At 56.1% G+C, this 19,525-nt stretch carries 21 protein-coding genes and 5 tRNA genes; 22 read left to right on the top strand and 4 right to left on the bottom strand.

Annotation, left to right across the window (positions count from 1 at the left end; all coding sequences use genetic code 11):
• The first annotated feature begins 66 nt into the window (after positions 1 to 66).
• From SV7mr_RS05785 to rplK, 20 genes are all read left to right on the top strand, one after another.
• The gene (locus SV7mr_RS05785; protein WP_145270052.1) at positions 67 to 285 is read left to right on the top strand and encodes a hypothetical protein; all 219 of its coding nucleotides are present in this window, start codon (positions 67 to 69) and stop codon (positions 283 to 285) included.
• Between the two features lie 84 nt (positions 286 to 369).
• A complete protein-coding gene (locus SV7mr_RS05780; RefSeq protein WP_145270050.1) occupies positions 370 to 744 on the top strand; it encodes a hypothetical protein in 375 nt (124 codons plus the stop codon).
• Between the two features lie 494 nt (positions 745 to 1,238).
• The gene (locus tag SV7mr_RS05775) at positions 1,239 to 1,820 is read left to right on the top strand and encodes an RNA polymerase sigma factor (protein WP_145270048.1); all 582 of its coding nucleotides are present in this window, start codon (positions 1,239 to 1,241) and stop codon (positions 1,818 to 1,820) included.
• Positions 1,821 to 2,203: 383 nt separating this feature from the next.
• Complete coding sequence (locus SV7mr_RS05770) at positions 2,204 to 2,764, top strand: response regulator (RefSeq protein WP_145270046.1); 561 nt, start codon at positions 2,204 to 2,206, stop codon at positions 2,762 to 2,764.
• Between the two features lie 237 nt (positions 2,765 to 3,001).
• Positions 3,002 to 3,517 (top strand): thiol peroxidase, encoded by a 516-nt coding sequence (tpx, locus tag SV7mr_RS05765; RefSeq protein ID WP_145270044.1) that lies wholly within the window; start codon positions 3,002 to 3,004, stop codon positions 3,515 to 3,517.
• A 71-nt stretch (positions 3,518 to 3,588) separates the two neighbouring features.
• On the top strand, positions 3,589 to 4,578 hold the full coding sequence (gene trhO / locus SV7mr_RS05760; RefSeq protein WP_473163676.1) for an oxygen-dependent tRNA uridine(34) hydroxylase TrhO: 990 nt from the start codon (positions 3,589 to 3,591) through the stop codon (positions 4,576 to 4,578).
• A gap of 412 nt (positions 4,579 to 4,990) precedes the next feature.
• Positions 4,991 to 5,974, top strand: coding sequence for a dihydrodipicolinate synthase family protein (locus tag SV7mr_RS05755; protein WP_145270029.1), 984 nt, complete (start codon positions 4,991 to 4,993; stop codon positions 5,972 to 5,974).
• Positions 5,975 to 6,060: 86 nt separating this feature from the next.
• Positions 6,061 to 7,038 (top strand): hypothetical protein, encoded by a 978-nt coding sequence (locus SV7mr_RS05750; protein WP_145270027.1) that lies wholly within the window; start codon positions 6,061 to 6,063, stop codon positions 7,036 to 7,038.
• Positions 7,035 to 7,877 carry a TrmH family RNA methyltransferase gene (locus SV7mr_RS05745; RefSeq protein ID WP_145270025.1) on the top strand — a complete coding sequence of 281 codons (843 nt, stop codon included), beginning with the start codon at positions 7,035 to 7,037 and terminating at the stop codon, positions 7,875 to 7,877. Before SV7mr_RS05750 ends, SV7mr_RS05745 begins: the two co-directional genes overlap by 4 nt.
• A gap of 60 nt (positions 7,878 to 7,937) precedes the next feature.
• On the top strand, positions 7,938 to 8,750 hold the full coding sequence (locus tag SV7mr_RS05740) for a hypothetical protein (protein WP_145270023.1): 813 nt from the start codon (positions 7,938 to 7,940) through the stop codon (positions 8,748 to 8,750).
• A 248-nt stretch (positions 8,751 to 8,998) separates the two neighbouring features.
• Positions 8,999 to 9,934, top strand: coding sequence for an MBL fold metallo-hydrolase (locus SV7mr_RS05735; RefSeq protein WP_145270021.1), 936 nt, complete (start codon positions 8,999 to 9,001; stop codon positions 9,932 to 9,934).
• 478 nt (positions 9,935 to 10,412) lie between these two features.
• Positions 10,413 to 10,485, top strand: a tRNA-Thr gene (locus tag SV7mr_RS05730).
• An 81-nt stretch (positions 10,486 to 10,566) separates the two neighbouring features.
• Positions 10,567 to 10,648, top strand: a tRNA-Tyr gene (locus SV7mr_RS05725).
• 71 nt (positions 10,649 to 10,719) lie between these two features.
• A tRNA-Gly gene (locus SV7mr_RS05720) sits at positions 10,720 to 10,790 on the top strand.
• A 9-nt stretch (positions 10,791 to 10,799) separates the two neighbouring features.
• Positions 10,800 to 10,871 (top strand) — tRNA-Thr (locus SV7mr_RS05715).
• A 535-nt stretch (positions 10,872 to 11,406) separates the two neighbouring features.
• Positions 11,407 to 12,603: an elongation factor Tu gene (tuf, locus tag SV7mr_RS05710; RefSeq protein WP_145270019.1), complete on the top strand. Its 1,197-nt coding sequence runs from the start codon at positions 11,407 to 11,409 to the stop codon at positions 12,601 to 12,603.
• A gap of 145 nt (positions 12,604 to 12,748) precedes the next feature.
• Positions 12,749 to 12,821: transfer RNA gene (locus SV7mr_RS05705), tRNA-Trp, on the top strand.
• A gap of 33 nt (positions 12,822 to 12,854) precedes the next feature.
• On the top strand, positions 12,855 to 13,334 hold the full coding sequence (gene secE, locus SV7mr_RS05700) for a preprotein translocase subunit SecE (protein ID WP_145270017.1): 480 nt from the start codon (positions 12,855 to 12,857) through the stop codon (positions 13,332 to 13,334).
• Positions 13,335 to 13,400: 66 nt separating this feature from the next.
• Positions 13,401 to 14,039 (top strand): transcription termination/antitermination protein NusG, encoded by a 639-nt coding sequence (gene nusG, locus SV7mr_RS05695; protein ID WP_145270015.1) that lies wholly within the window; start codon positions 13,401 to 13,403, stop codon positions 14,037 to 14,039.
• Positions 14,040 to 14,151: 112 nt separating this feature from the next.
• Complete coding sequence (gene rplK, locus SV7mr_RS05690) at positions 14,152 to 14,577, top strand: 50S ribosomal protein L11 (protein WP_145270013.1); 426 nt, start codon at positions 14,152 to 14,154, stop codon at positions 14,575 to 14,577.
• Between the two features lie 14 nt (positions 14,578 to 14,591).
• On the opposite strand, the gene SV7mr_RS25105 is transcribed toward rplK, so the two are convergent.
• Positions 14,592 to 15,104, bottom strand: a complete 513-nt coding sequence (locus SV7mr_RS25105) for a hypothetical protein (protein ID WP_419188148.1) — start codon at positions 15,102 to 15,104, stop codon at positions 14,592 to 14,594.
• A 289-nt stretch (positions 15,105 to 15,393) separates the two neighbouring features.
• On the opposite strand from SV7mr_RS25105, the gene SV7mr_RS05680 reads away from it, so the two are divergent.
• Together SV7mr_RS05680 and SV7mr_RS05675 are read left to right on the top strand one after the other, a co-directional pair.
• A complete protein-coding gene (locus tag SV7mr_RS05680; RefSeq protein WP_145270009.1) occupies positions 15,394 to 15,759 on the top strand; it encodes a hypothetical protein in 366 nt (121 codons plus the stop codon).
• Positions 15,760 to 16,731: 972 nt separating this feature from the next.
• On the top strand, positions 16,732 to 17,715 hold the full coding sequence (locus tag SV7mr_RS05675; protein ID WP_419188147.1) for a hypothetical protein: 984 nt from the start codon (positions 16,732 to 16,734) through the stop codon (positions 17,713 to 17,715).
• Positions 17,716 to 17,779: 64 nt separating this feature from the next.
• Here the strand turns inward: SV7mr_RS05675 and SV7mr_RS05670 are convergent, their stop codons facing one another.
• From SV7mr_RS05670 to SV7mr_RS05660, 3 genes are all read right to left on the bottom strand, one after another.
• Positions 17,780 to 18,211 carry a hypothetical protein gene (locus SV7mr_RS05670; RefSeq protein WP_145270005.1) on the bottom strand — a complete coding sequence of 144 codons (432 nt, stop codon included), beginning with the start codon at positions 18,209 to 18,211 and terminating at the stop codon, positions 17,780 to 17,782.
• Positions 18,212 to 18,445: 234 nt separating this feature from the next.
• Positions 18,446 to 18,778 (bottom strand): hypothetical protein, encoded by a 333-nt coding sequence (locus tag SV7mr_RS05665; protein WP_419188146.1) that lies wholly within the window; start codon positions 18,776 to 18,778, stop codon positions 18,446 to 18,448.
• Positions 18,779 to 18,911: 133 nt separating this feature from the next.
• Entirely contained in the window at positions 18,912 to 19,280 is a 369-nt protein-coding gene (locus SV7mr_RS05660) for a DUF2200 domain-containing protein (RefSeq protein ID WP_145270003.1), read from the bottom strand.
• Between the last annotated feature and the right edge of the window lie 245 nt (positions 19,281 to 19,525).

Raw genomic sequence — 19,525 nt, 5'->3', positions numbered from 1 at the left:
ATTCTCGTGCCCCCTGTCTGTACGATCAACAAGGGGAGGGAACCCGGTGAAACCACACGGGAATGAATGTCCCAGTCGTTAAGCCGACGAATTTCGCTGGCCTCCAATGGCACCACCAGTTACTGTATTTTATACGGGAACTTGATGGCTTTGGTGACAAGATCGTTTGCCTTGCGGCGAACACACTTGTACATCGAAACCTTGTTAGACGAGAAAGCTTGTCTGACCACAGACCCCGTCTGGCGATTTTTCTTCCTAAGAAAGCCAGACTTTATCGTTCGCTAACTGAGTATTGGATTCAGTATTCGCGAACAATCGATTTCATCTTTTTTCCACACCGCACCCATGATGGGGCCGGGAGGATTGAAAATGCGTATTCAACGAATCATCGCCGTAGTCGCACGAAACTTAAATAACGTCGTGGCTGTACGTGAACTGATTGATGTTGTTGCTACACGCGCACCTTTCAATCTCCATCTCTGTACGGCCCATGTTTCAAGTGGAGGCTATCCCAGTTCCAGCTACCAACCGGCATCAAGCATGCCCGAGTTTATGAGCTGGCAACCGGAGACAGGCACAGCCACAACGGCCCGCGGCGTCGGCCATTGCATGCATCGCCTAGCAGACCAGCTAGGCAAACGCTGTAAACCGACGCTCGATCGACTGGGATTCATTCCCGCCGATCCAGGCGCCAGAGGGTTGCAACGCGAACGACAAAACGCGTTAGCCCAGCAGGATCGCTAAGCAGGCAGTTTGCCACACGCTTTTTGCGAACCATTGCCGGAAACCTCTGAGGCGCCAGTTGCTTGGCCAGCCTAGCTGTGCCGCTGCAACTGGCATCGATCTCAACGATCGGCCTTAGCAGTTTTCAACCTTGACGATGACTGCGCAGTTTTCAACCTGCAATCCGTCAACGTCGACTCGACAGACCGCCCAACCAGGCCCTGTCACGGTTGTTCCGGCCGCCATCGTTTGACCCTTGCTCCAGCTCCTGAAGCAACCAAACGCTGCACTTGAAACAGACCTTGCTCACTGCCAGAACATCATTTGGTGTCTTGCAGCCGAGCAACTGATACGTCCACAACAACCAAGCGACTTGTTCTGCTTGTTGCGGTGTGCCCAACCGAGCCAACGCCACGGCCACCGAACATCAGCAGTCGCCAACGTTCCGAGTCCTGCATTCTCCCGTCGCAAATCAAAAGGATGCGACCTCGCAGGCCTGGAGAGGAATCACCACGATGGATACTAACAGCGCTGGATTGGAAATGACCGAATTGACCGTTGCTCAATTGGTCGTCCTGGCACAAGACAACGATCGAGAGGCCTTCGGTGAATTGTTTCAACGCTATCGACCAGCAATCGTTGCCGGTGCGATGAATCGAGTTCGCAACGCCGATGAAGCCGATGAATTAGCACAAGATGTGTTCATTCAAGCGATGCAAAAGATCGGCCAACTGCGAACCCCCGAAGCGTTTGGGGGCTGGTTGCGACAAATCGTTCACCGCATGGCGATCAACCGAGTGACTCGAAACCGAGGTGCGGTGAGCTGTGACCCCGAAACCCTGGAAGCCACTTGCGCAAGCGACTTGTCGCCCGACCAAGTGGTCTCCGATCAAGAACGGGCCGAAGCGGTTCGCGACAGCATCGATCAGCTTTGCGACTTGGATCAAGAAACCTTGACTGCGTTTTACTTGCGAGGTCAAACCTTGATCGAGATGAGCAATCAGTTTGATGCACCGATCGGAACCATCAAGCGTCGCCTGCACGTCGCTCGAAAGCGATTGGCGCAGCGCATGGATTCGCTGCAAGCAGCCGTCTGATTGACCACGGAGCAAACAACACGTTTTCTTTCGCAGGGCACGTCCACAGGGCGTGCCCTGTTTTTGTTTGCAAGCACGGCACCCTAAGAAGCGGCGCGCTTCGGCATCGTCGATGCTGTGTCTCTACATCTAGATTGTCTCTGGATTGCTGCGCTGATCACAGACGATCCAATTGGACCCCCTGTGGCCCTTCTGACGGGGCAACCAGATTATCGGCTCATGTGTGCTTGCCATGAACAGTGTGCGTCCTATGTCTTTATGAGCGAAGAAGATGTCTGGCATTCAACGGATGCCCGTGCTGGCTAGCTGACTGGCTGGCTTTCTGATCAGCACCGTCATCGATCGCTGGCGCTACGAAGATTAATCAACGAAGGAATCACAGCATGCAAACAACAGAAACCACTCATCCTTCTGCTGCGGGAACGCTCACGGCACTCAATGGCTTACACAATTTGCTGGACGCTGTTCTAACGACGATCGGTTCGGCGCCGGCCAGCGAGTCCCCAGAGCTGCCATCGATCTCGGAAAGCTCCGGCACGTCGGTAGAGCCATGCGGTTCGAAGGATTCAGCACCGTGGATTCTCTGCATCGAAAATGACGATGACTTTGCCAAGATCCTGCAGGTGCGGGTCAATGAATTTGGTTGGCAAATGCTGAACGTCAAAGAGGCCAGGGCAGGGGGCCAGCAGCGCTTCATTGATGCGCCTTCGGCGATTTTATTGGACTATGAATTGCCTGACGGCAATGGCGATGACCTCTTACGTCGACTCAGGGAATCGAAATCCACGGCGGAGATCCCAGTGATTGTGGTCAGTGGCTGTCATGACGTGTCGGTTCGTCGACAGATGCAAGCCTTGGGCGCCACCGACTTTGTTGGCAAGCCGGTCAATTGGGATCAACTGCGGCGTGCCATCGAACGCCGCATGCCGGTCGCGGCCACATGATCGCGCCCCGGCGACACACCCCGGCGACACACTGGGCGACACTTCGACGGGTGTCCCGTTCGGGAAACCGCCCCCATCGTCAAGCCCTGTCAGCCCAGCGCGTGATGACGACCAGCAACGGGTCGCGGTTTGCCCCTCTTTCTTGGTGCAAGCCGCTGTTGCATAATGTGGCAATCAGGTGGGCGAAACGCCGCCTCCTGGAATGAAACTTCACCCAACTTACTGGAACTTGTCACCATGACACAAACTGGCGTAATCACCTTTAAAAGCAATCCGATGACCTTGGCTGGTAGCGCGTTGGAGGTCGGCAAACCGGCCCCGGCCTTCGAATTGCACTATGCCGACGCTGGTATCCAGACCCTGACCCTGGATGATCTGAAAGGCAAGCCGACGCTGTTAAGCATTGTGCCCAGCCTTGACACCGGCGTCTGCGCAATCCAAACCAAGAAATTCAACGAGGAACTGGCTTCCTTGGGTGATCAAATCAACGCGGTCACCATCAGCCGCGACCTGCCATTCGCACAAGCTCGCTTCTGTGGTGCAGAAAATATCGAAATGCGCACGGCCAGCGATTATCAAACGCATGCCTTTGGCGCAGACTATGGAATGACGATCGAAGAGCTTAAACTGCTCACGCGGGCCGTCATCGTCCTGAATGCCGACGGTGAAGTGGCTCACATTGAAATCGTCCCCGAAGTCACCGACGAACCCGACTACGCCACCGCGATGGCTGCGCTGCGAATGCTGGTCTAACCTGCTGGACACCAAACGGGTTTCCTGCCTGCAGGATCTCAGTTTGCTGGTTTCCAACCGACCGGTTCGCTTTGTCTGACTCGCGAGGCCAGCCTCTTTGGGCGAACCTACTCATGAATGATCCGCAAGCATCATCAAGCGACAACGATCTGCCCATCGTTGTCGCTGCTCTGTACCGTTTTGTCAGCCTGCCCCAGTACGAGTCACTCCGCAGTGGATTGCAGCAGGCCTTGGCTGACAACGACATCAAAGGCTCGTTGCTGTTAGCCGCCGAGGGGATCAACGGAACGGTCGCCGGTTCCCGTCAAGGCATCGATGCGGTGCTTGAGCACTTGAACGCAATCCCTGAGTTTGCGGGTTTGGATGTCAAAGAATCCAATTGTGCAGAGCAACCGTTTCGCCGCACGCGCGTCAAGCTAAAACGCGAAATCGTCACGATGGGTGTTGAAGGCATTGATCCCAAACAAGTCGTCGGCACTTATGTCGATCCGGAGAACTGGAACGAATTGATCTCCGATCCGGAGGTGATCCTGATTGACACTCGTAACGATTACGAAGTTGCGATTGGCACCTTTGAAGGCGCCGTGAATCCGGAAACAGAATCGTTTCGCGAGTTTCCTGAATACGTCGACCACCATTTGGATCCTGAAAAGCATTCCAAAGTCGCCATGTTTTGCACCGGCGGCATTCGCTGCGAAAAATCCACCGCCTTGCTCAAGCAAAAGGGTTTCCAGGAGGTGTATCACCTCAAGGGCGGCATCCTCAAGTATTTGGAAACCGTTCCTGAAGCGGACTCTAAATGGCAAGGCGATTGCTTCGTCTTTGACCAGCGCGTTTCCGTTGGCCATGGTGTCCAAGAAAGCGGACACGTGATGTGCTTTGCCTGTGGCTGGCCCGTCAGCGAAGCGGACCAACAACACAAAGACTTCGAAGCCGGCGTGCACTGTCCCAATTGCGTGAACGAAATCTCAGAAGAACGCAAACGCCGCTTTGCCGAACGACAAGCCATGTGGGAAAAGCAAGGCTTGACCAGCCCTGGAAAGACCCTCAAGGACTGCTAACACGGCATCCACACCACCGCGACACCTATCCCAGCGCGTGTGTTGAAACGATGGCCCAGTTGAAACGATGGCCCAGTTGAAACGATGGCCCAGTTGAAACGATGGCCCAGCGGACCGGCGCGTGAACAGGAAACGAATCCCAGTCGCCTCGGGCTTGCCTTCCCAGCGTTTGATCCCATCAGCAAGCTGCCTCAGGCCGTTGGATGCCGCTTCCACTGGCGCCAGCCGGATAATCGTTGATTCCTACCAGATCGACAAACTGATTCCTGGCATTCATGACACATTGGTCTAGTCTTCCCCCATAGCGACCGATTTCAAACGGGTGTGGATGACTGCAGACCGCCAACTCACGGCAACCGATCGCTCGCCACGCCCTTCCAACACACTTTGAGACCACGCCAGATAGACAACGATGAGCAAGCCGATTTCGGGGATCCTAACCCCCAACATCACCCCTGTCGACAGCGCCGGACGAATCGACGAGGACACCTTACGCCGCTACATTGACTGGTTGATTGAAAAAGGGGTGGACGGTCTGTACCCCAACGGCAGCACCGGTGAATTCGTCCGCTTCACTCCCCAAGAACGACGCCGCATTGTTCAAGTCGTCGTCGAGCAAGCCGCTGGCCGAGTGCCGATTCTGGCTGGGGCTGCCGAAGCCAACGCGCAAGAAACCATCGAGGCCTGCGACCACTATGGCGCGATGGGCGTCCGTGCGGTGGCCATTGTCGCGCCGTTCTACTATCGGCTTTCTGATCAAGGTGTGTATGCGTACTTCCGCGAGATCGCCGATCGCGTCTCGGTGGACGTCACGCTGTACAACATTCCGCTCTTCGCGTCACCGATTTCGGTGGACACCGTGGTTCGTTTAGCAGCCGAATGCCCTCGCGTGGTGGGCATTAAAGACAGCTCGGGTGACCTGCCCAACATGATGCGGATGATTTCCCAGATCCGTCCGATGCGTCCTGACTTTTGCTTCTTAACTGGCTGGGATGCTGCTTTGGTTCCCATGCTGGTTGCTGGAGCAAACGGCGGCACCAACGCAACCAGCGGTGTTGTCCCCGAATTAACCCGCGCGATCCACCGCAGCGTGCTGGATGGGGACATCAAGAAAGCGATGCGGCTACAGTATCAACTGCTGCCCCTGTTTGATGCGATGATCAGTGTTGGCGAATTCCCAGAAGGCTTCCGCGCCGGGGCCAGATCTCGGGGCTGGGACCTCGGCCCAGGACGTGTCCCACTTTCAGATCATCAATTGGACGCGATTCAATCCGCACAGCGCCAAATCGACGACCTGCTTTACAGCTACGTCGACGAGCACAGCGAAACCGCGTCCAACGATGCGGTCGACAAGATTGTGCAACAAGTCATCGCACAGCTCCAGTCACAACAGTAGCCAGTCACAACAGTAGCCAGTCACAGCAGTAGCCAGTCACAACAGTAGTCGGGGCGTTTGCAACGCCGGCAGCGGAGGTGAACCTGATGACACGACTGGCAAGTTTACTGATGATCGCTTGCCTATCCGCTGCCATCGGCGCTGACGAACCGGCCACAGCACCGCAAACTCCATCGCCATCAGCTGGACAGCCACTGCCAGCTTGGCGCGTCGAAGACGCTGCAGTCCGCTCGGGCAATCAAGCCATCAAGTTGATGGAACGACAGCTCACCGAGAGCAGTGGCGTCGCGTTTTCGCGCCGCAAACCGAATCGCATTTGGTCTCACAACGATTCTGGCGGACGTGCTCGGCTGTTTTGCTTCGACCATCGCGGCCAGGCGACCGGATCGGTGACACTGGCCGGCGTGCGGGCGGTCGACTGGGAAGCCATGGACTGTTTCCAAGTCAACGGACGGCCGTATCTCATGGCGGCCGATGTGGGTGACAACGATCGTCGTCGCAGCGGAGTGACGCTGTACGTGTTCTCGGAACCCGATCCGGACCGGCATCAGCACGTCAATGCAATCCTGCAAATCAACCTGACCTACCAGGGCGGAGCGACAAACTGCGAAGCGGTTGCCGTAGATGTCAGCGGCAAACAGATCTTGCTCCTTAGCAAGTCACCGCTGCTGAGCTCACTGCACCGCATCGAGTTGCCAGCGACGGAACAGATCGAGCGGCACATCCAGCAACCCGGCCTGCATCAGTTGGCGATGGAAAGCAAATGGCTCGCTGCGGTGCCGTTGCCGCTGGTGACCGGGATGGACATCTGCCCCAAGACAGGCGACATTTGGGCCTGTAACTATTTGCATGCGATCCGGTTCGCAAAGCTGCCAGAGAAATCGGTAGCTGTGCAAATCCAGCAAAGCCCCGAAATGATCTCGCTGCCGCGACTAAAACAGGTCGAAGCGATTGCCATCGACCAACAGGGGCGAGCCTGGGTGACATCCGAAGGCAGCCCAACACCTCTGCGGCGGGTCGTTCGGCAGAAACCACGTCCCCAGCGGATCGACACCACTCCATGACTGGCAACTCATCATCCGCCGCCGAATCATCGCCCCAGCAACTGCTGGCAGATTATCGCGCCATGAAAGCGCGCCCTGGTGGGACGATCGAGCAGCCTGAGTTCTTCATTGCTGAAGGCAAGTTCATCGTTGAGCGACTGTTGCTGTCCCGGCATCGGGTTCGCTCGGTGATTGTTCAGCAAGGCCGCAGTCTCGAAGTGCTTGGACAGATCCCCGCAAACGTCCCGGTGTTTGAACTTAGCAAGTCAGAGATTCAGGAAATCAGCGGGTTTGATTTCCACCGTGGCTACTTGGCCAGTGCCGATCGCGAACCATTGAAAACCTGCCAGGCGTTCGAGCCCGACTCCGTTTCGCTGGGGCTACTGGGAATCACTGACATGGAAAACATGGGGACACTGTTGCGCACCGCGGCGGGATTGGGCATTCGCCAAGTCGTGTTTGACAAAGCGAGCGCGGATCCATTTTCGCGACGCGTGATCCGAGTCAGCATGGGCGCGACCCTTGCCATGCGATTGATTCGCTGCCAAGATGTGATCGAAGATTTGCAAACCATCCACGGGCGGGGCGTGCAGACCATTGCGGCAGCGATTGGGCCGCAGACATCACCACTGCATCGAGTCAACCTGAGTGATCAACCGAAACTGATCTTGCTTGGCAATGAAGCCCAGGGGCTAAGCGAGCGCGTTCAGCAGGCTTGCCAACATCGCGTCGAAATTGCCATGTCACCGCTGGAATTGAACACCGCCAACGGGGAACTGGCGGTCGATAGTTTTAACGTTGCCGTCGCTGGCGGGATCATGATGCACTGGTTGACGCGGCCCGACAATCCATCCCATTGACATCCGCCGAGCAGCCAAGCTGGCGGTTCAATCATCCAACACCTACACAAGTGTTTATCAATGTCATTGCTAATCATGCTGATTTCTGCCGGAGCGATTATTGTTCTGGTCAAGTACGGTCTACTGAAAGGCATTGACCATGTGTCCGAAGCATTGAACCTGTCCGTCAAGACACGCGGCAAACTGACCGGTTACGCCACCAGTGTTCCCGAATTGGTTTGCCTGGTTGCAGCCGGCTTACATGGCGTTTGGGAAGCCGGCCTGTGGAACATCGCCAGCAGTAACATTATCAACGTCGTGTTACTGATCATGGCTGGAATTCGTTACCGGCAACTCCATGAACTGTTGCACTGGCGATTCTTTGACGAACTGTTCTTTGCTGGGCTGGCGATCTTAACGCCGATTGGCTTGATGCACTTTGGCCTTGAAACGCAGTGGTACCTGGTTCCACTGCTGCTGGGGTTGTTTGTGTTCTATCAGTGGATGGACGCCAAGGCCAACAAGAAAACAGGAGAAGAAGAGCATCCAGCGGGCGGCAATCTGCCGCTGGGCATCATCCTGATGATCACGGTCCTGGTAGCCATCGTGGTCGTCGGAACGTTCCTGGGAGATGCCACCGCGGCGGTTGTCAACGAAATGAATCTGCGACCGGCGCTGGCCGGGTGGATCCTTGGTTTTGCCACCAGTATTCCAGAGATGATCACGTTTTTTGCCGTCTACGGGGCAGCCAAGAAGGAAGGCAAACTGGACGGCCTGGACGACACTCAGGAAGCACTGGACAACCTGACCGGCTCCAACATGTCCAACCTCGGGTTTGTCTATCCGGTGGGGCTGGCGGTTTACCTTGTCGCGTTCAAACTGTTCGGCTCTTAAGCAAAACGCCCAGCAGGGGCGCCAAAGCGAAGTCCAGCGAACGAGGCATCAGGACATTTCAACCAGCGAGCAGAGCAAGGGAAAGCAGAGCTGAGTAAGGGAAAGCAGAGCAAGCGAAAGCAGGCTGCGGCGTGGCTGATTGGCTTGTTCGCCAGGCTGCGTGATCCCCTATGCCATCGCCCCAGCAGATCGCGTATACTGAGAGCGAAACCTGAACGCCATCTTGCCTTTGACTTCGGTGATCGATCATGCAGTTGCATTGCCTGGGAACCGCAGGCTATCACCCTAACGAGACCCGGCACACGAGCTGTTACTTCCTGCCCAGCGAAGGCATCATCCTGGATGCTGGAACAGGTTTATTTCGCGTTCGAGACTTCATCCAGACCGAGACGCTGGACATCATTCTCAGCCATGCTCACCTGGACCACATTGCGGGCCTGACCTTCCTGCTGGACGTCCTTTACGAGAAAAACGTCCGCCGCCTGCGAATATGGGGACAGTCTAAAAAACTTGATGCGATCCGCGCGCACCTGTTCTCCGAGCTGATCTTTCCCGTGGGCCTGGAGCACCTAGACTTGGACTTGCAGTGGCGAGCCCTGGATGAGTTGACAGAGATTCAACTGGGCGACTGCAACGTTGACTGGCGAGCCCAGCAACACCCTGGTGGCTCACTGGGGTTCCGACTGCAGTGGACCGGCGGGTGCAAGCTGATGTACTTGACCGACACCGTTGGCAGCACCGAGACAGCGTTTTTGGACTGGGCGAGCGGAGCCAACCTGATGCTGCATGAATGCTACTTTGCCAACAAGCTTGCCAAGTGGGCCGAGACCACCGGACACACCTGGTCGGACAGGCTCGTTGAGATCATTCAGGGGACGGCGGCTCAGCACGTGTTGATCACGCATCTCAATCCGCTGGACCCGCACCCCGAAGCGATCGTTAATGAGGTCGCCACGGGATTGGACGCTCTGGGGGTGGACGCTCTGGGGGTGGACGCTGTGGAACTGGGTGCTGTGGAACTGGGTGCTGTGGAACTGGGTGCTGTGGAACTGGGTGCTGTGGGATTGGCCAGGAGCCAAGGCCAGAACGGGCTGGAGGCCAGGGTGAAACTGACGCTGGCAGAAGATCATTTGGTGGTGCCCGTCTCGGGTCCCGCCTCGCCTGCTGGCGGAGACATCCCGTGATCGAGCGGTCAGGCGAACGCGGGCGGCCACTGGAGAGCGGGGCAACAGCGGCAATCAGCCTGCGACACGTCAGGCTTCCACCAATCGGCAGGCGAACAAAGGCTGGTTCGGTGGACAAACGCGCGAACTCGCCACCGCCGACAGGAGTCATTCGCAGAGATTGTTTAGCCGAGTGAGCGATGGAACTGTTTTTTTGCGGCTAGAATTGCCACCATTTTACGCATTCCGCTGGAAATTGATCGCTGAACCGGTCAATTCCACCTTGCCGCATGCAGATCGATTGCTAAACTCTGCCCTCTCCCAGCAGCAGCTTTTTTAAGATGTTGTTGGGAAGCTGTCAGGTGACGCGGTCAAAATGCCGATCACAGGGCAGTCCCGTTGTGGAAACCGTTGCAAAGACATGGCACGGCGAAGGCGAGGTTGCGACCGACAAGTTGTGACCTCAGCGATCGTCAAACCGGTCACGTGCGGTCGAATGGCCAGCGTAGCTCAGTTGGCAGAGCAGCTGATTTGTAATCAGCCGGTCGTGGGTTCGAATCCCTCCGCTGGCTCTGGCATCGACAGCATCACCATCGATTGGATGAGGATGCGGCGTCAGGTTGATTCACCGGCCACAACAACAAACAACTTCTGGGGGTTTGCCCGAGTGGTTAAAGGGGGCGGACTGTAAATCCGCTGGCTACGCCTACATTGGTTCGAATCCAATAGCCCCCACTAGAAGTCAATTCGCAGCCATCCTTGCATCGCCTGAAGCCATTGAGGCGGATCGATCCAAGGGCGTTCATGCGGGTGTAGCACAATGGTAGTGCAGCAGCCTTCCAAGCTGAATACGAGGGTTCGATTCCCTTCACCCGCTCTGCCGATTGCTGCTGTAGCTCAGTGGTAGAGCACTTCCTTGGTAAGGAAGAGGTCATGGGTTCAAGTCCCATCAGCAGCTTGTCGATTCGCCGACTGGTTCCGCCTAGCGAGCCGACCGGCGTTCTCTTGAGAACCGGCAGGCCTCTCCAGCGACCGGCAACGGCAAGCCATCAAATGGCAGCCCAGCGGCGTCCCAAGCAGCGGACGGCACCCCTGCCAACCGGCTGGCGATCGGGTCATCAAAAGACGCCGGGAGCAAAACGCGCCGCGAGAGCTGAAAAAAGAATGATTCTTGGAATTTTGTCGTAGAATCGGCAAGATTTTTCCAATCAGCAATTGCAAGGGCGGGCGGGATTGGCAAAAGTTACGCACCCCTGCAGATGGCCCCGAGTCGAGCAAATATGGCAGGGACAAGACAAGACACAGTACGGATCCGCCCACGGTGGGCGAATCCATCAGAATTTCCCGTTTGTTTAAGTAAAAACAAGAGTTTGGTAGGAGCGTTCGCGAGGACGACGATCAACCGTGGGTGTGAACACGGCGTCGCTAAGCGAGTCACAGCAGAGCGTCTCTCCGCTGCGGCAGCCAGCCTGTCAAACGTAGGTGAATGAGAAATGGCCAAGGCAACATTTGAACGGACCAAGCCCCACGTAAACGTCGGCACCATCGGGCACATTGACCACGGTAAAACCACCACCACAGGCGCGATCCTGGCTGTCCAAGCCGCTAAAGGCTTGGCTGAGGCTAAGGGTTACAGCGATATCGCCAAGGGTGGTACGGTCCGTGACGACACCAAAACCGTGACCATCGCTGTGGCTCACGTTGAATACGAAAGCGACAATCGTCACTACGCCCACATTGACTGCCCGGGCCACGCTGACTTTGTCAAAAACATGATCACCGGTGCTGCCCAAATGGACGGCGCTATCCTGGTTGTCTCTGCAGCTGACGGCCCAATGCCTCAGACGAAAGAGCACGTCCTGTTGGCTCGCCAGGTTGGCGTTCCTTACATCGTGATCTACTTGAACAAGTGCGACTTGGTCGACGATCCAGATTTGCTGGAACTGGTCGAACTGGAAGCTCGTGAGCTGCTCAGCAAGTACGACTTCCCCGGCGATGACGTTCCTGTCATCCAAGGTTCGTCACTGCCAGCGTACAACAATCCCTCCGACCCTGAAGCCAGCAAGTGCGTCAGCGATCTGATGGACGCTCTGGATGAGTACATCCCTGAGCCTGTTCGTGAAGACGACAAGCCATTCCTGATGGCAATCGAAGACGTCTTCTCGATCGAAGGTCGTGGTACGGTTGCGACCGGACGTATCGAGCGTGGTGTGATCAAAGTTGGTGAAGAAGTCGAAATCGTTGGCTTGTCTGCCGAATCCGCCAAAACCACCTGCACCGGCGTCGAAATGTTCCGCAAGGAAATGGAAGAAGGCCGTGCTGGCGACAACGTCGGCTGCCTCCTGCGTGGTGTCAAGCGTGAAGAAATCCAACGTGGTCAGGTCCTCGCCAAGCCAGGTTCGATCACTCCTCACACCAAGTTCGAAGCTGAGGTTTACTGCCTGAGCAAAGACGAAGGTGGACGCCACACGCCATTCTTCAGTGGCTATCGCCCACAGTTCTACTTCCGTACAACGGACGTGACCGGTACCGCTAACCTGGAAGGCGCTGACATGTGCATGCCAGGGGACAACGTCCGCGTCTCGGTTGAGCTGCACAAGCCAATCGCGATGGACGATGGCGTTCGCTTCGCGATTCGCGAAGGTGGCCGCACCGTTGGTTCGGGTGTTGTTACCAAGATCGTTGAGTAATCTTGACGAGCGAACTCTGGGCCGCTTGAAGCCCAAAGTTTCGTAAAAAACACAGTAAGAACCAACGGACCGCCTGTCGGTTCGTTGGTTCTTTACGTTAAACTTGGCGTTTCGCTCTGGCGATTTCCACAGCGAAATGCGATGAAGGAGTGTAGCTCAATTGGCAGAGCTCTGGTTTCCAAAACCAGCGGCTGGGGGTTCGAGTCCCTCCACTCCTGCTTGATCACAGAACGTATTGTAAGGACGGACGAGTGTCTCGAGAGATCACCGGAAGCAAATCCGGCGCTGCATCGCCTGAACAGCCCTCATTGATGGGCGAAATGGTCAGCACTGGAAGCTACAAACCCAATCAAGGCCGAATCGTACGACAAGTTACATTGCTCGCAATGTGGGTCGTCGTCGGGTTAGGCAACTGGAGTTTGTACAACACACTGAACGCACAACTCTCGGGCAACGAGGGTAACGGCGATGCGATCGCCGTTGCTGTTCCCGCAGTCCTGATCATCGTTGGATTCTGGGTCACCTACCGACTGGTTCAATGGGTGACCTTCGCTGACTTCTTGATCGCCGTCGAAGCCGAAATGAAAAAGGTTTCATGGCCCAGTCAAGCCGAAGTCAAGCGTGCATCAATTGTCGTGATGGTGACCATCGGACTGATGGCTGTGATGCTGTTTGTTTACGACGCCGGCTGGCAAGCACTGTTCAACGCGCTTTGGATGGTGTTTGGGTAACCAACGCTCACTCCGACATTTGACGGCTCCTGGCCAGCACTTTCTTTCACTGCAATCAGCGTTTCTATGAGCGACGAACACGACGAAAACCCGATCGACGAAACGCCACTGAGTGGCGAAGTGGATCAAGCTGATGATGTCGAATCAGCGGGCGAAGACGAAATTGAGATGGACTGGTACATCTTGAAAGTCGCTTTCAACCGCGAAGAGTCGATCGCCGACGCACTGCGTAAAAAAATCGCAATTGAAGGCATGCAAGAGTTCTTCGGCGATGTAGTCGTCCCCAGCGAGGACGTCGCAACGTTCTCGCGTGACGGCAAAAAACGCATCTCCAAACGACGATTGCTGCCCGGATACATCATGGCCCGGATGGCCATTAACGATGACACCTGGTTCCTGGTTCGCGAAACCGCTGGGATCAGTGACTTCACCGGATCTGCTGGCAAACCCATGCCAATGGATCCCGTCGATGTTGACCGCTTTATCAATCGTCCTGTCGAAGAGGACGAGGAAGACGCACCCATCAAGACCGCCATCCCATTCAAGGTTGGCGATCGTGTGCGAGTCAAAGAGGGCAACTTCGAAAACCAAGAAGGTGACGTCGATGCACTCGATGAAGCCAATGGCCGAATCACTGTCATCATCAATATTTTCGGCCGCTCGGTGCCAATGGAATTGGATCACTGGCAAGTCGAGCCGCTGTAACGGCCACGCTTCCACAATCATCCATTCGCTGGCAGATCCGGCATCATCTCACGATGCGCCGCACATCTGACCTAGCACACACTTCAACTTCAACACCTATTGTTTCTCGATCATGGCAAAACAAGTCACAGGACAAGCAAAGTTCCAAGTCCCCGGTGGACAAGCCACGCCTGCTCCTCCAGTTGGTACCTCGCTTGGTAAGTTCGGCGTGAACCTTGGACAATTCGTCCAAGCCTTCAACGATCGCACCAAAGAATACAACGGCACTCCGATTCCTGTCATCGTCACGGTTTACAATGACCGTAGCTTTGACTTTATCACCAAGAGCCCTCCAGCGGCTTCCTTGCTGAAGCAAGCTGCCGGGATTGCCAAAGGCAGCGGTGAGCCCCACATCAACAAAGTCGCCACCGTCACTCGCGCTCAGTGCGAAGACATCGCCGGCAAGAAGATGGCTGACCTGAATGCTCGCAGCATGGATCAAGCCGTTCGCATGATCGAAGGAACCGCCCGCAGCATGGGCATTGATGTCGAAGGCTGATCGCCTTTGACTCCCTAAAATCCTTGCCACAACGGGATCCGCTCGTTCTCTGGAACGAGCCGACGGTTTTCACGCTCCGGATCCTGGCGGCTGAAGGTCTCTCGCAAAGACGTGCTCACCACCTCGCGAACTTTGCCTTTGTCTCGCCAACGAACCCGATAGCCGCTGTCATCTCGCAAGCGACGCGGCAACTGGGATGGCTGTTTGACCAACCGCCACGCGCGAACTTCTAACTGGCGATCATGCCTGGACCAGTCATAGAAAATGATCTGCTGAAAGACCTCGCGGCCTGTGTCGTCTAGGAAATGGTTCAGCTCAATCAAGTCCACTTCGGCTTGCGCCGGCGGTTCTTCAAAAGTGCTTGATGGTGGCGACGCAGCGGGCGCTGCGTCCGAGCCGACCAGAAGAATGAGACAGGTGAAAAGAAAACACCTGAACTGGCCGTAACCAACGCACCAAGTTTGAACGTTCACCCTCCAGGCCCGATGGCCTGGCCCATTGAATAATTGCTGGCTTTGCAGATTCATCGCCAATCCTCTTTCCGTTAGACACCTCACTTGCACCGCAAGCAAAGCCTCGGAAAAAGCCAAGCTGCTTGGACAGCTTGGCTCAGGATGGAGATTCGTGATGAAACACCAAACCGAACAGTTTGCTTAACGGTAAAAACTTCCGTTTGTTCCCGTTGTGGGATAACCGGTGGGACTTGGATAGCCAGTGCCAGCTGATGTGCTACCAGGAGCATATCCGCTGTTTACACTGGGGCTCGCTGGGGAAGAGGACGAGCCTTGATCTGACAACGTCGCACTTGCAGTGGAAATGCTTGCCGACGGAGTCTTTGGGGCCACGGGCAAATCCTGCAACGCACCACCGGCCAAGGCCGTGGTAGGCGTAGGCAAACCAAGTGACTGGGTTGCCGTTGGCGCTGAAGGAGTACCCGCAGTGGACTTTTCAGTGAACATGGCACCGCTGGGAGTCGCGGGCATTGCCACACTGTTAGCCGACGAAACCTGTTGGGCTGACGGATTCGCTGCAGCAATTATACCAGTGGGTGTTGATCTTGTCTCTCCAGTGGGTACGCCCAACGTTGCCGACGCCGGGCTGCTAGGCAGGCTGAACCCGCCTGAAGCCATTCCTGTGGTGGATCCGTTTCCGCCAAGATTGCTAGCTGATGACGGGAGCTGAAAACCGCTCGTCGAAGCAGGCGCACCGGCCCCACCAGCGGAGGGAGCTGGATAAGAAGCAGGCACGGCAAAACCACCGGGTGCCTTGCCGTCGTCGAGTCGGTAACTCGCTGGAGCGGTCGCGGGGCTGGTCATCGACGGCAGGCTGGGGCCGGCGTTGGGGCTTGGCGGAACTGGCTGGCGAGGTGGTGGACCATTGTTCAAGTACCCGGCCAAAGCCGCATTGGCGGCAGCGGGATTCGACGCAGTCGTTTTGGGAGCCATGCCGGGCGTCGTACCGGGCGTCGTGAACCCATTCGCCGCTGCTGCAGCGTATTTTGCTTTTTCGGACAGAGCTTGCTCGGCTGCAGCCCGATCGGCCTGTGCACTGAAAGCTTTGTTGGCGGCATCATAACGGCCTGACTCTGCTGCCGAAGCGATGGCGGTGCCCGAGGGACGCCCACCAACTGCGTTGGAGACGATGGCGGACGGTGAGGCAGACTCTCCGGGAGGCAACGGGAACGTTGCGGTCGGCCCATCACCAGCCAGCGTTTCAGCCGAAGGCTTGCCCATTCCTAGCAGATTCCATTTTGGCGCGCCGGTTCGGCAGCCAGTGGAAACCAATATCGCGGCGGCGCATCCTGCTGCCAACCAACGCTCTTGCAACTTACTTCGCTTCTGCATCCTTGCAGCCTTGGAGTTGTTTATTCGTAATCTGAATGCCCCGACAAAGCTGGCCATCCATCTAGATCACAGCTTCACCGATTAAACGAGAGACCGACGGGTGGGAGGCTCAGCAAACAGCAACGATGACGACGTGAGAAACTCACAGCGAACACCTTGTGTCGCGACAAAATCGCACCACTCATCGGATCGACGAAGGCACCGTAAGAAACTTTTCTGCTCAAAAGCAAGCCCATTTCTGATATGCTGGTTTGCAAATGGGTTGAATGATTGTGGGCGGTTTCTCAAGGTACTTTCGAGGTTTTCGCGAATGGCCAGTCAAGGCTCTCCGGTTCAGGTGAAGTGTGTCAACTGCTCCACGGTTCTGCGTTTTGTCCCCACTGCAGCTGAAACGCTGCTGACCTGCCCAAAATGCAAGGGGCAGATGAAGGTCAAGACGCCTCAAGCACAGCAGCCGATAGCACAGCAAGCAAATCCTCAACAGCCAGCTCCGTTTGCCGGATCGCCCCAGCCAGCCTTCGATCAACTTCCTCCGGCCGCAGCTCAGCCCGGCGGAGGATTTCCGTCGTTTCCCGCTGCTCCGGCGGGGCAACACGACCCGTTTGCATCAGTGCCCTCTGGGCCCGGAGGCGGAGCCAGCCAGTTTCCCGCTCAGCCGGCTTATCGCATGCCGCCGCCCGGCCCGGGTGCCGGCATGCCAGGTGGCCCCAAGAAGAAGCGTTCCAAATCGGGCAGCAAAGCGGGCAAGACCCTGCTCAAGGTCGGAGCCATCATTGGCGGCGGTGGCGTGGCATTGATTCTGGTCCTGGTCGGCATTGGACTGGCTGTCTCATCGATGCCAGAATCAACCGTTACGGTCACTCAAGACGGCTACACCGTCCAGGCCAAGGGCAAAAAGATGCCGACCCAGACACGCGGCATGATCACTGGACAAACCATTTACTCGCGCCGCACGAACAGCGAATACATGATCGCTTCGCAAAGCTTGTTTGTCGCTGGCCGAACGGTCTCCGCAGAACAGGTCAAACAAGGCCTGATGATGCGAGGCTCGAGCACCGTGACGGACGTTCAGCGAGCGGGCTTGTCAGGCTGGAAGTTTAGAATGACAGACCCACGTGGAATTGAAGGACAGTGTGAACTGTTCACCGCCGCGAATAACAAAGCGTTGATGGTCATCTACATTCCCGGCACCGAACGAGAAGCCGCGGGCATGGGCAAAGCTCTTGTCCCAGATGATCAAGTCGAAAAGATCGACAATCCAGAAGCGTTCTTCGCGTCGCTGAAAAAACCGTAGCCACGAGCCCGTTTGCAAAATCGCTGTGCTCGCCCAACGGCGATCGTCGTGTCTGCTGGAATGGCTAAGCGGTTTGAGCAGGTTTCCCAGGCTTCCCCGGTTGCCCCACCAAGCGTGCGGCGAGCAATCCCATCGGGATGTACGCAAACACCAGGTCCAAAATAGCAAACCAAACGGGGCCTCCATACATCGCGACCATCGTGATTCCTCCGGCCAAGAAGAACACGCCGATGATGACGGCCATCAGCGTTCGATGACTGGTGGCAATTCGAGCCGCAACCATGGCTCCCACCAGGGTGCCAACGGCATGCGCAAGCCAGGGCGCAATGAAGTTCACGGGTTTGAGCTTTTGGAGGTTTTCGGCAAAGTTCTCCATGTCCGACATGTCGACGCCTTCAGGCACTGGTATCACCAACGGCCCAAGACCAACAATCGCAAAGTTGACGACACCACCGATCACAAAGCCAAGGATTAAACCCAGCACATTTTTCACCACGTTGACTCCCGCCTAAAGTTCCACGATTGCAAGTTTGCTGGCTACCAGACTCGATTCAGCTAATTTAACAGCGATCGGATCGCTCGGGGTGTTTTTTACAGGGCATTCTCTAATGCCCGGTGACGAATGCTTGGCAATGACGCATTGCAGGCGTTCAAGGACCCGTCGTCCACCACCTGCGCACCAGCCCGACCGGTCAACCAGATCACACCAGATGGCGATGAAGCTATACAATCAGCTTTCCATGTCGATGTCAGAGACCTGCCCATCAGAGTCAAGGGTGACGCTAAGCAGGTACTGAGTGGCCTCACCGGGCAGCGTGAAATCAATCACCATCTCACCTTCTTCATCGAGGTCAGCTTCCTCATCATCAATCTCCATCGCTTCAAGAAGATTCAGGATCGCGTCAGCAGATGGCTTAGCCGTCCCCGTCTGATTCATCCAATAGTCGGCGGGCAATTCGTCAATGTGATGTGAAACGAATAAGCCAATGCCTGGATAGTCCTCAGACTGAATCCCGGCAGACAAAATGGATCGACGGGCGGTTTCGATGAGATTGGCATTCAAGGGGAGAACCTCAGGGCATCAACAGAAGCGGAAAAAAAAGTCAGGCAGTTCATCGGCGGGTTAGCCAAAACGCAGTCAGAAATCGCAAGCCCCGCGATCTTCAACGCTGTCGAGCGAACCAAGGTTGGTCAAATCACTTCGCTGAACGCAGGATTTTTTCCATCTTGCGTCCCTTAGCGAGTTCATCGACCAGTTTATCCAAATAACGCACTTGCTTGGTGAGTGGAGTCTCAATTTCTTCAATGCGATAGCCACAAATCGTGCCTGTGATCAGGCTTGCGTTGGAATTCAGCGTGGCACCGGCAAACAGATCCTGAAACGTCGCATTGCTTTCGATCAGACGCGTTAGGTCCGCCGGGCAATAGCCTGTTAACCAAGCAATCACCTCGTGAAGCTCGGCCTCGGTCCGACCTTTCTTTTCGACCTTGGTCACGTAATGCGGATAGACCGAAGCGAAGGTCATCGAAGCGATTCGCTGGTCATGTTCTTTCGTGGTGGTCATCGTCGTGGTCACCGTGGATTCGTGTGATGAACGGAGCAGAGCAGCACCGGGAAAGCCCTGATGAGAGAGCCTGTCTCCTGCTAGAAAGAAAATCGGTTCGCAGGGCGAGCCGAATGTCATCTCTGTGGATTGTAGTCAGCTGTGAAACTCAGCCTCAAAACAGGCCATGTTTCCCGCTGGCCAGTTCTTTGGTTCTCCGCTTGCCGGGAACAGTCTCTCGTTCGGCCGCAATGTGCACAATCCCG

Origin of the sequence: Stieleria bergensis (genome assembly GCA_007745635.1) — a bacterium.
GTDB lineage: Bacteria > Planctomycetota > Planctomycetia > Pirellulales > Pirellulaceae > Stieleria > Stieleria bergensis.
This window is presented reverse-complemented; position numbering and strand designations above follow the sequence as displayed.

What these genes read in the sequence shown, in the direction of transcription:
- SV7mr_RS05735 (WP_145270021.1), top strand. Translation starts at nt 8,999, where the DNA reads ATGCAGTTGCATTGCCTGGGAACCGCAGGCTATCACCCTAACGAGACC.
- SV7mr_RS05660 (WP_145270003.1), bottom strand. Translation starts at nt 19,280, where the DNA reads ATGACCACCACGAAAGAACATGACCAGCGAATCGCTTCGATGACCTTC.
- SV7mr_RS05775 (WP_145270048.1), top strand. Translation starts at nt 1,239, where the DNA reads ATGGATACTAACAGCGCTGGATTGGAAATGACCGAATTGACCGTTGCT.
- SV7mr_RS05755 (WP_145270029.1), top strand. Translation starts at nt 4,991, where the DNA reads ATGAGCAAGCCGATTTCGGGGATCCTAACCCCCAACATCACCCCTGTC.
- SV7mr_RS05740 (WP_145270023.1), top strand. Translation starts at nt 7,938, where the DNA reads ATGTCATTGCTAATCATGCTGATTTCTGCCGGAGCGATTATTGTTCTG.
- tuf (WP_145270019.1), top strand. Translation starts at nt 11,407, where the DNA reads ATGGCCAAGGCAACATTTGAACGGACCAAGCCCCACGTAAACGTCGGC.
- tpx (WP_145270044.1), top strand. Translation starts at nt 3,002, where the DNA reads ATGACACAAACTGGCGTAATCACCTTTAAAAGCAATCCGATGACCTTG.
- SV7mr_RS05780 (WP_145270050.1), top strand. Translation starts at nt 370, where the DNA reads ATGCGTATTCAACGAATCATCGCCGTAGTCGCACGAAACTTAAATAAC.
- rplK (WP_145270013.1), top strand. Translation starts at nt 14,152, where the DNA reads ATGGCAAAACAAGTCACAGGACAAGCAAAGTTCCAAGTCCCCGGTGGA.
- SV7mr_RS05785 (WP_145270052.1), top strand. Translation starts at nt 67, where the DNA reads ATGTCCCAGTCGTTAAGCCGACGAATTTCGCTGGCCTCCAATGGCACC.
- SV7mr_RS05680 (WP_145270009.1), top strand. Translation starts at nt 15,394, where the DNA reads ATGCTTGCCGACGGAGTCTTTGGGGCCACGGGCAAATCCTGCAACGCA.
- SV7mr_RS05745 (WP_145270025.1), top strand. Translation starts at nt 7,035, where the DNA reads ATGACTGGCAACTCATCATCCGCCGCCGAATCATCGCCCCAGCAACTG.
- SV7mr_RS05675 (WP_419188147.1), top strand. Translation starts at nt 16,732, where the DNA reads ATGGCCAGTCAAGGCTCTCCGGTTCAGGTGAAGTGTGTCAACTGCTCC.
- SV7mr_RS05750 (WP_145270027.1), top strand. Translation starts at nt 6,061, where the DNA reads ATGACACGACTGGCAAGTTTACTGATGATCGCTTGCCTATCCGCTGCC.
- nusG (WP_145270015.1), top strand. Translation starts at nt 13,401, where the DNA reads ATGAGCGACGAACACGACGAAAACCCGATCGACGAAACGCCACTGAGT.
- SV7mr_RS05770 (WP_145270046.1), top strand. Translation starts at nt 2,204, where the DNA reads ATGCAAACAACAGAAACCACTCATCCTTCTGCTGCGGGAACGCTCACG.
- SV7mr_RS25105 (WP_419188148.1), bottom strand. Translation starts at nt 15,104, where the DNA reads ATGAATCTGCAAAGCCAGCAATTATTCAATGGGCCAGGCCATCGGGCC.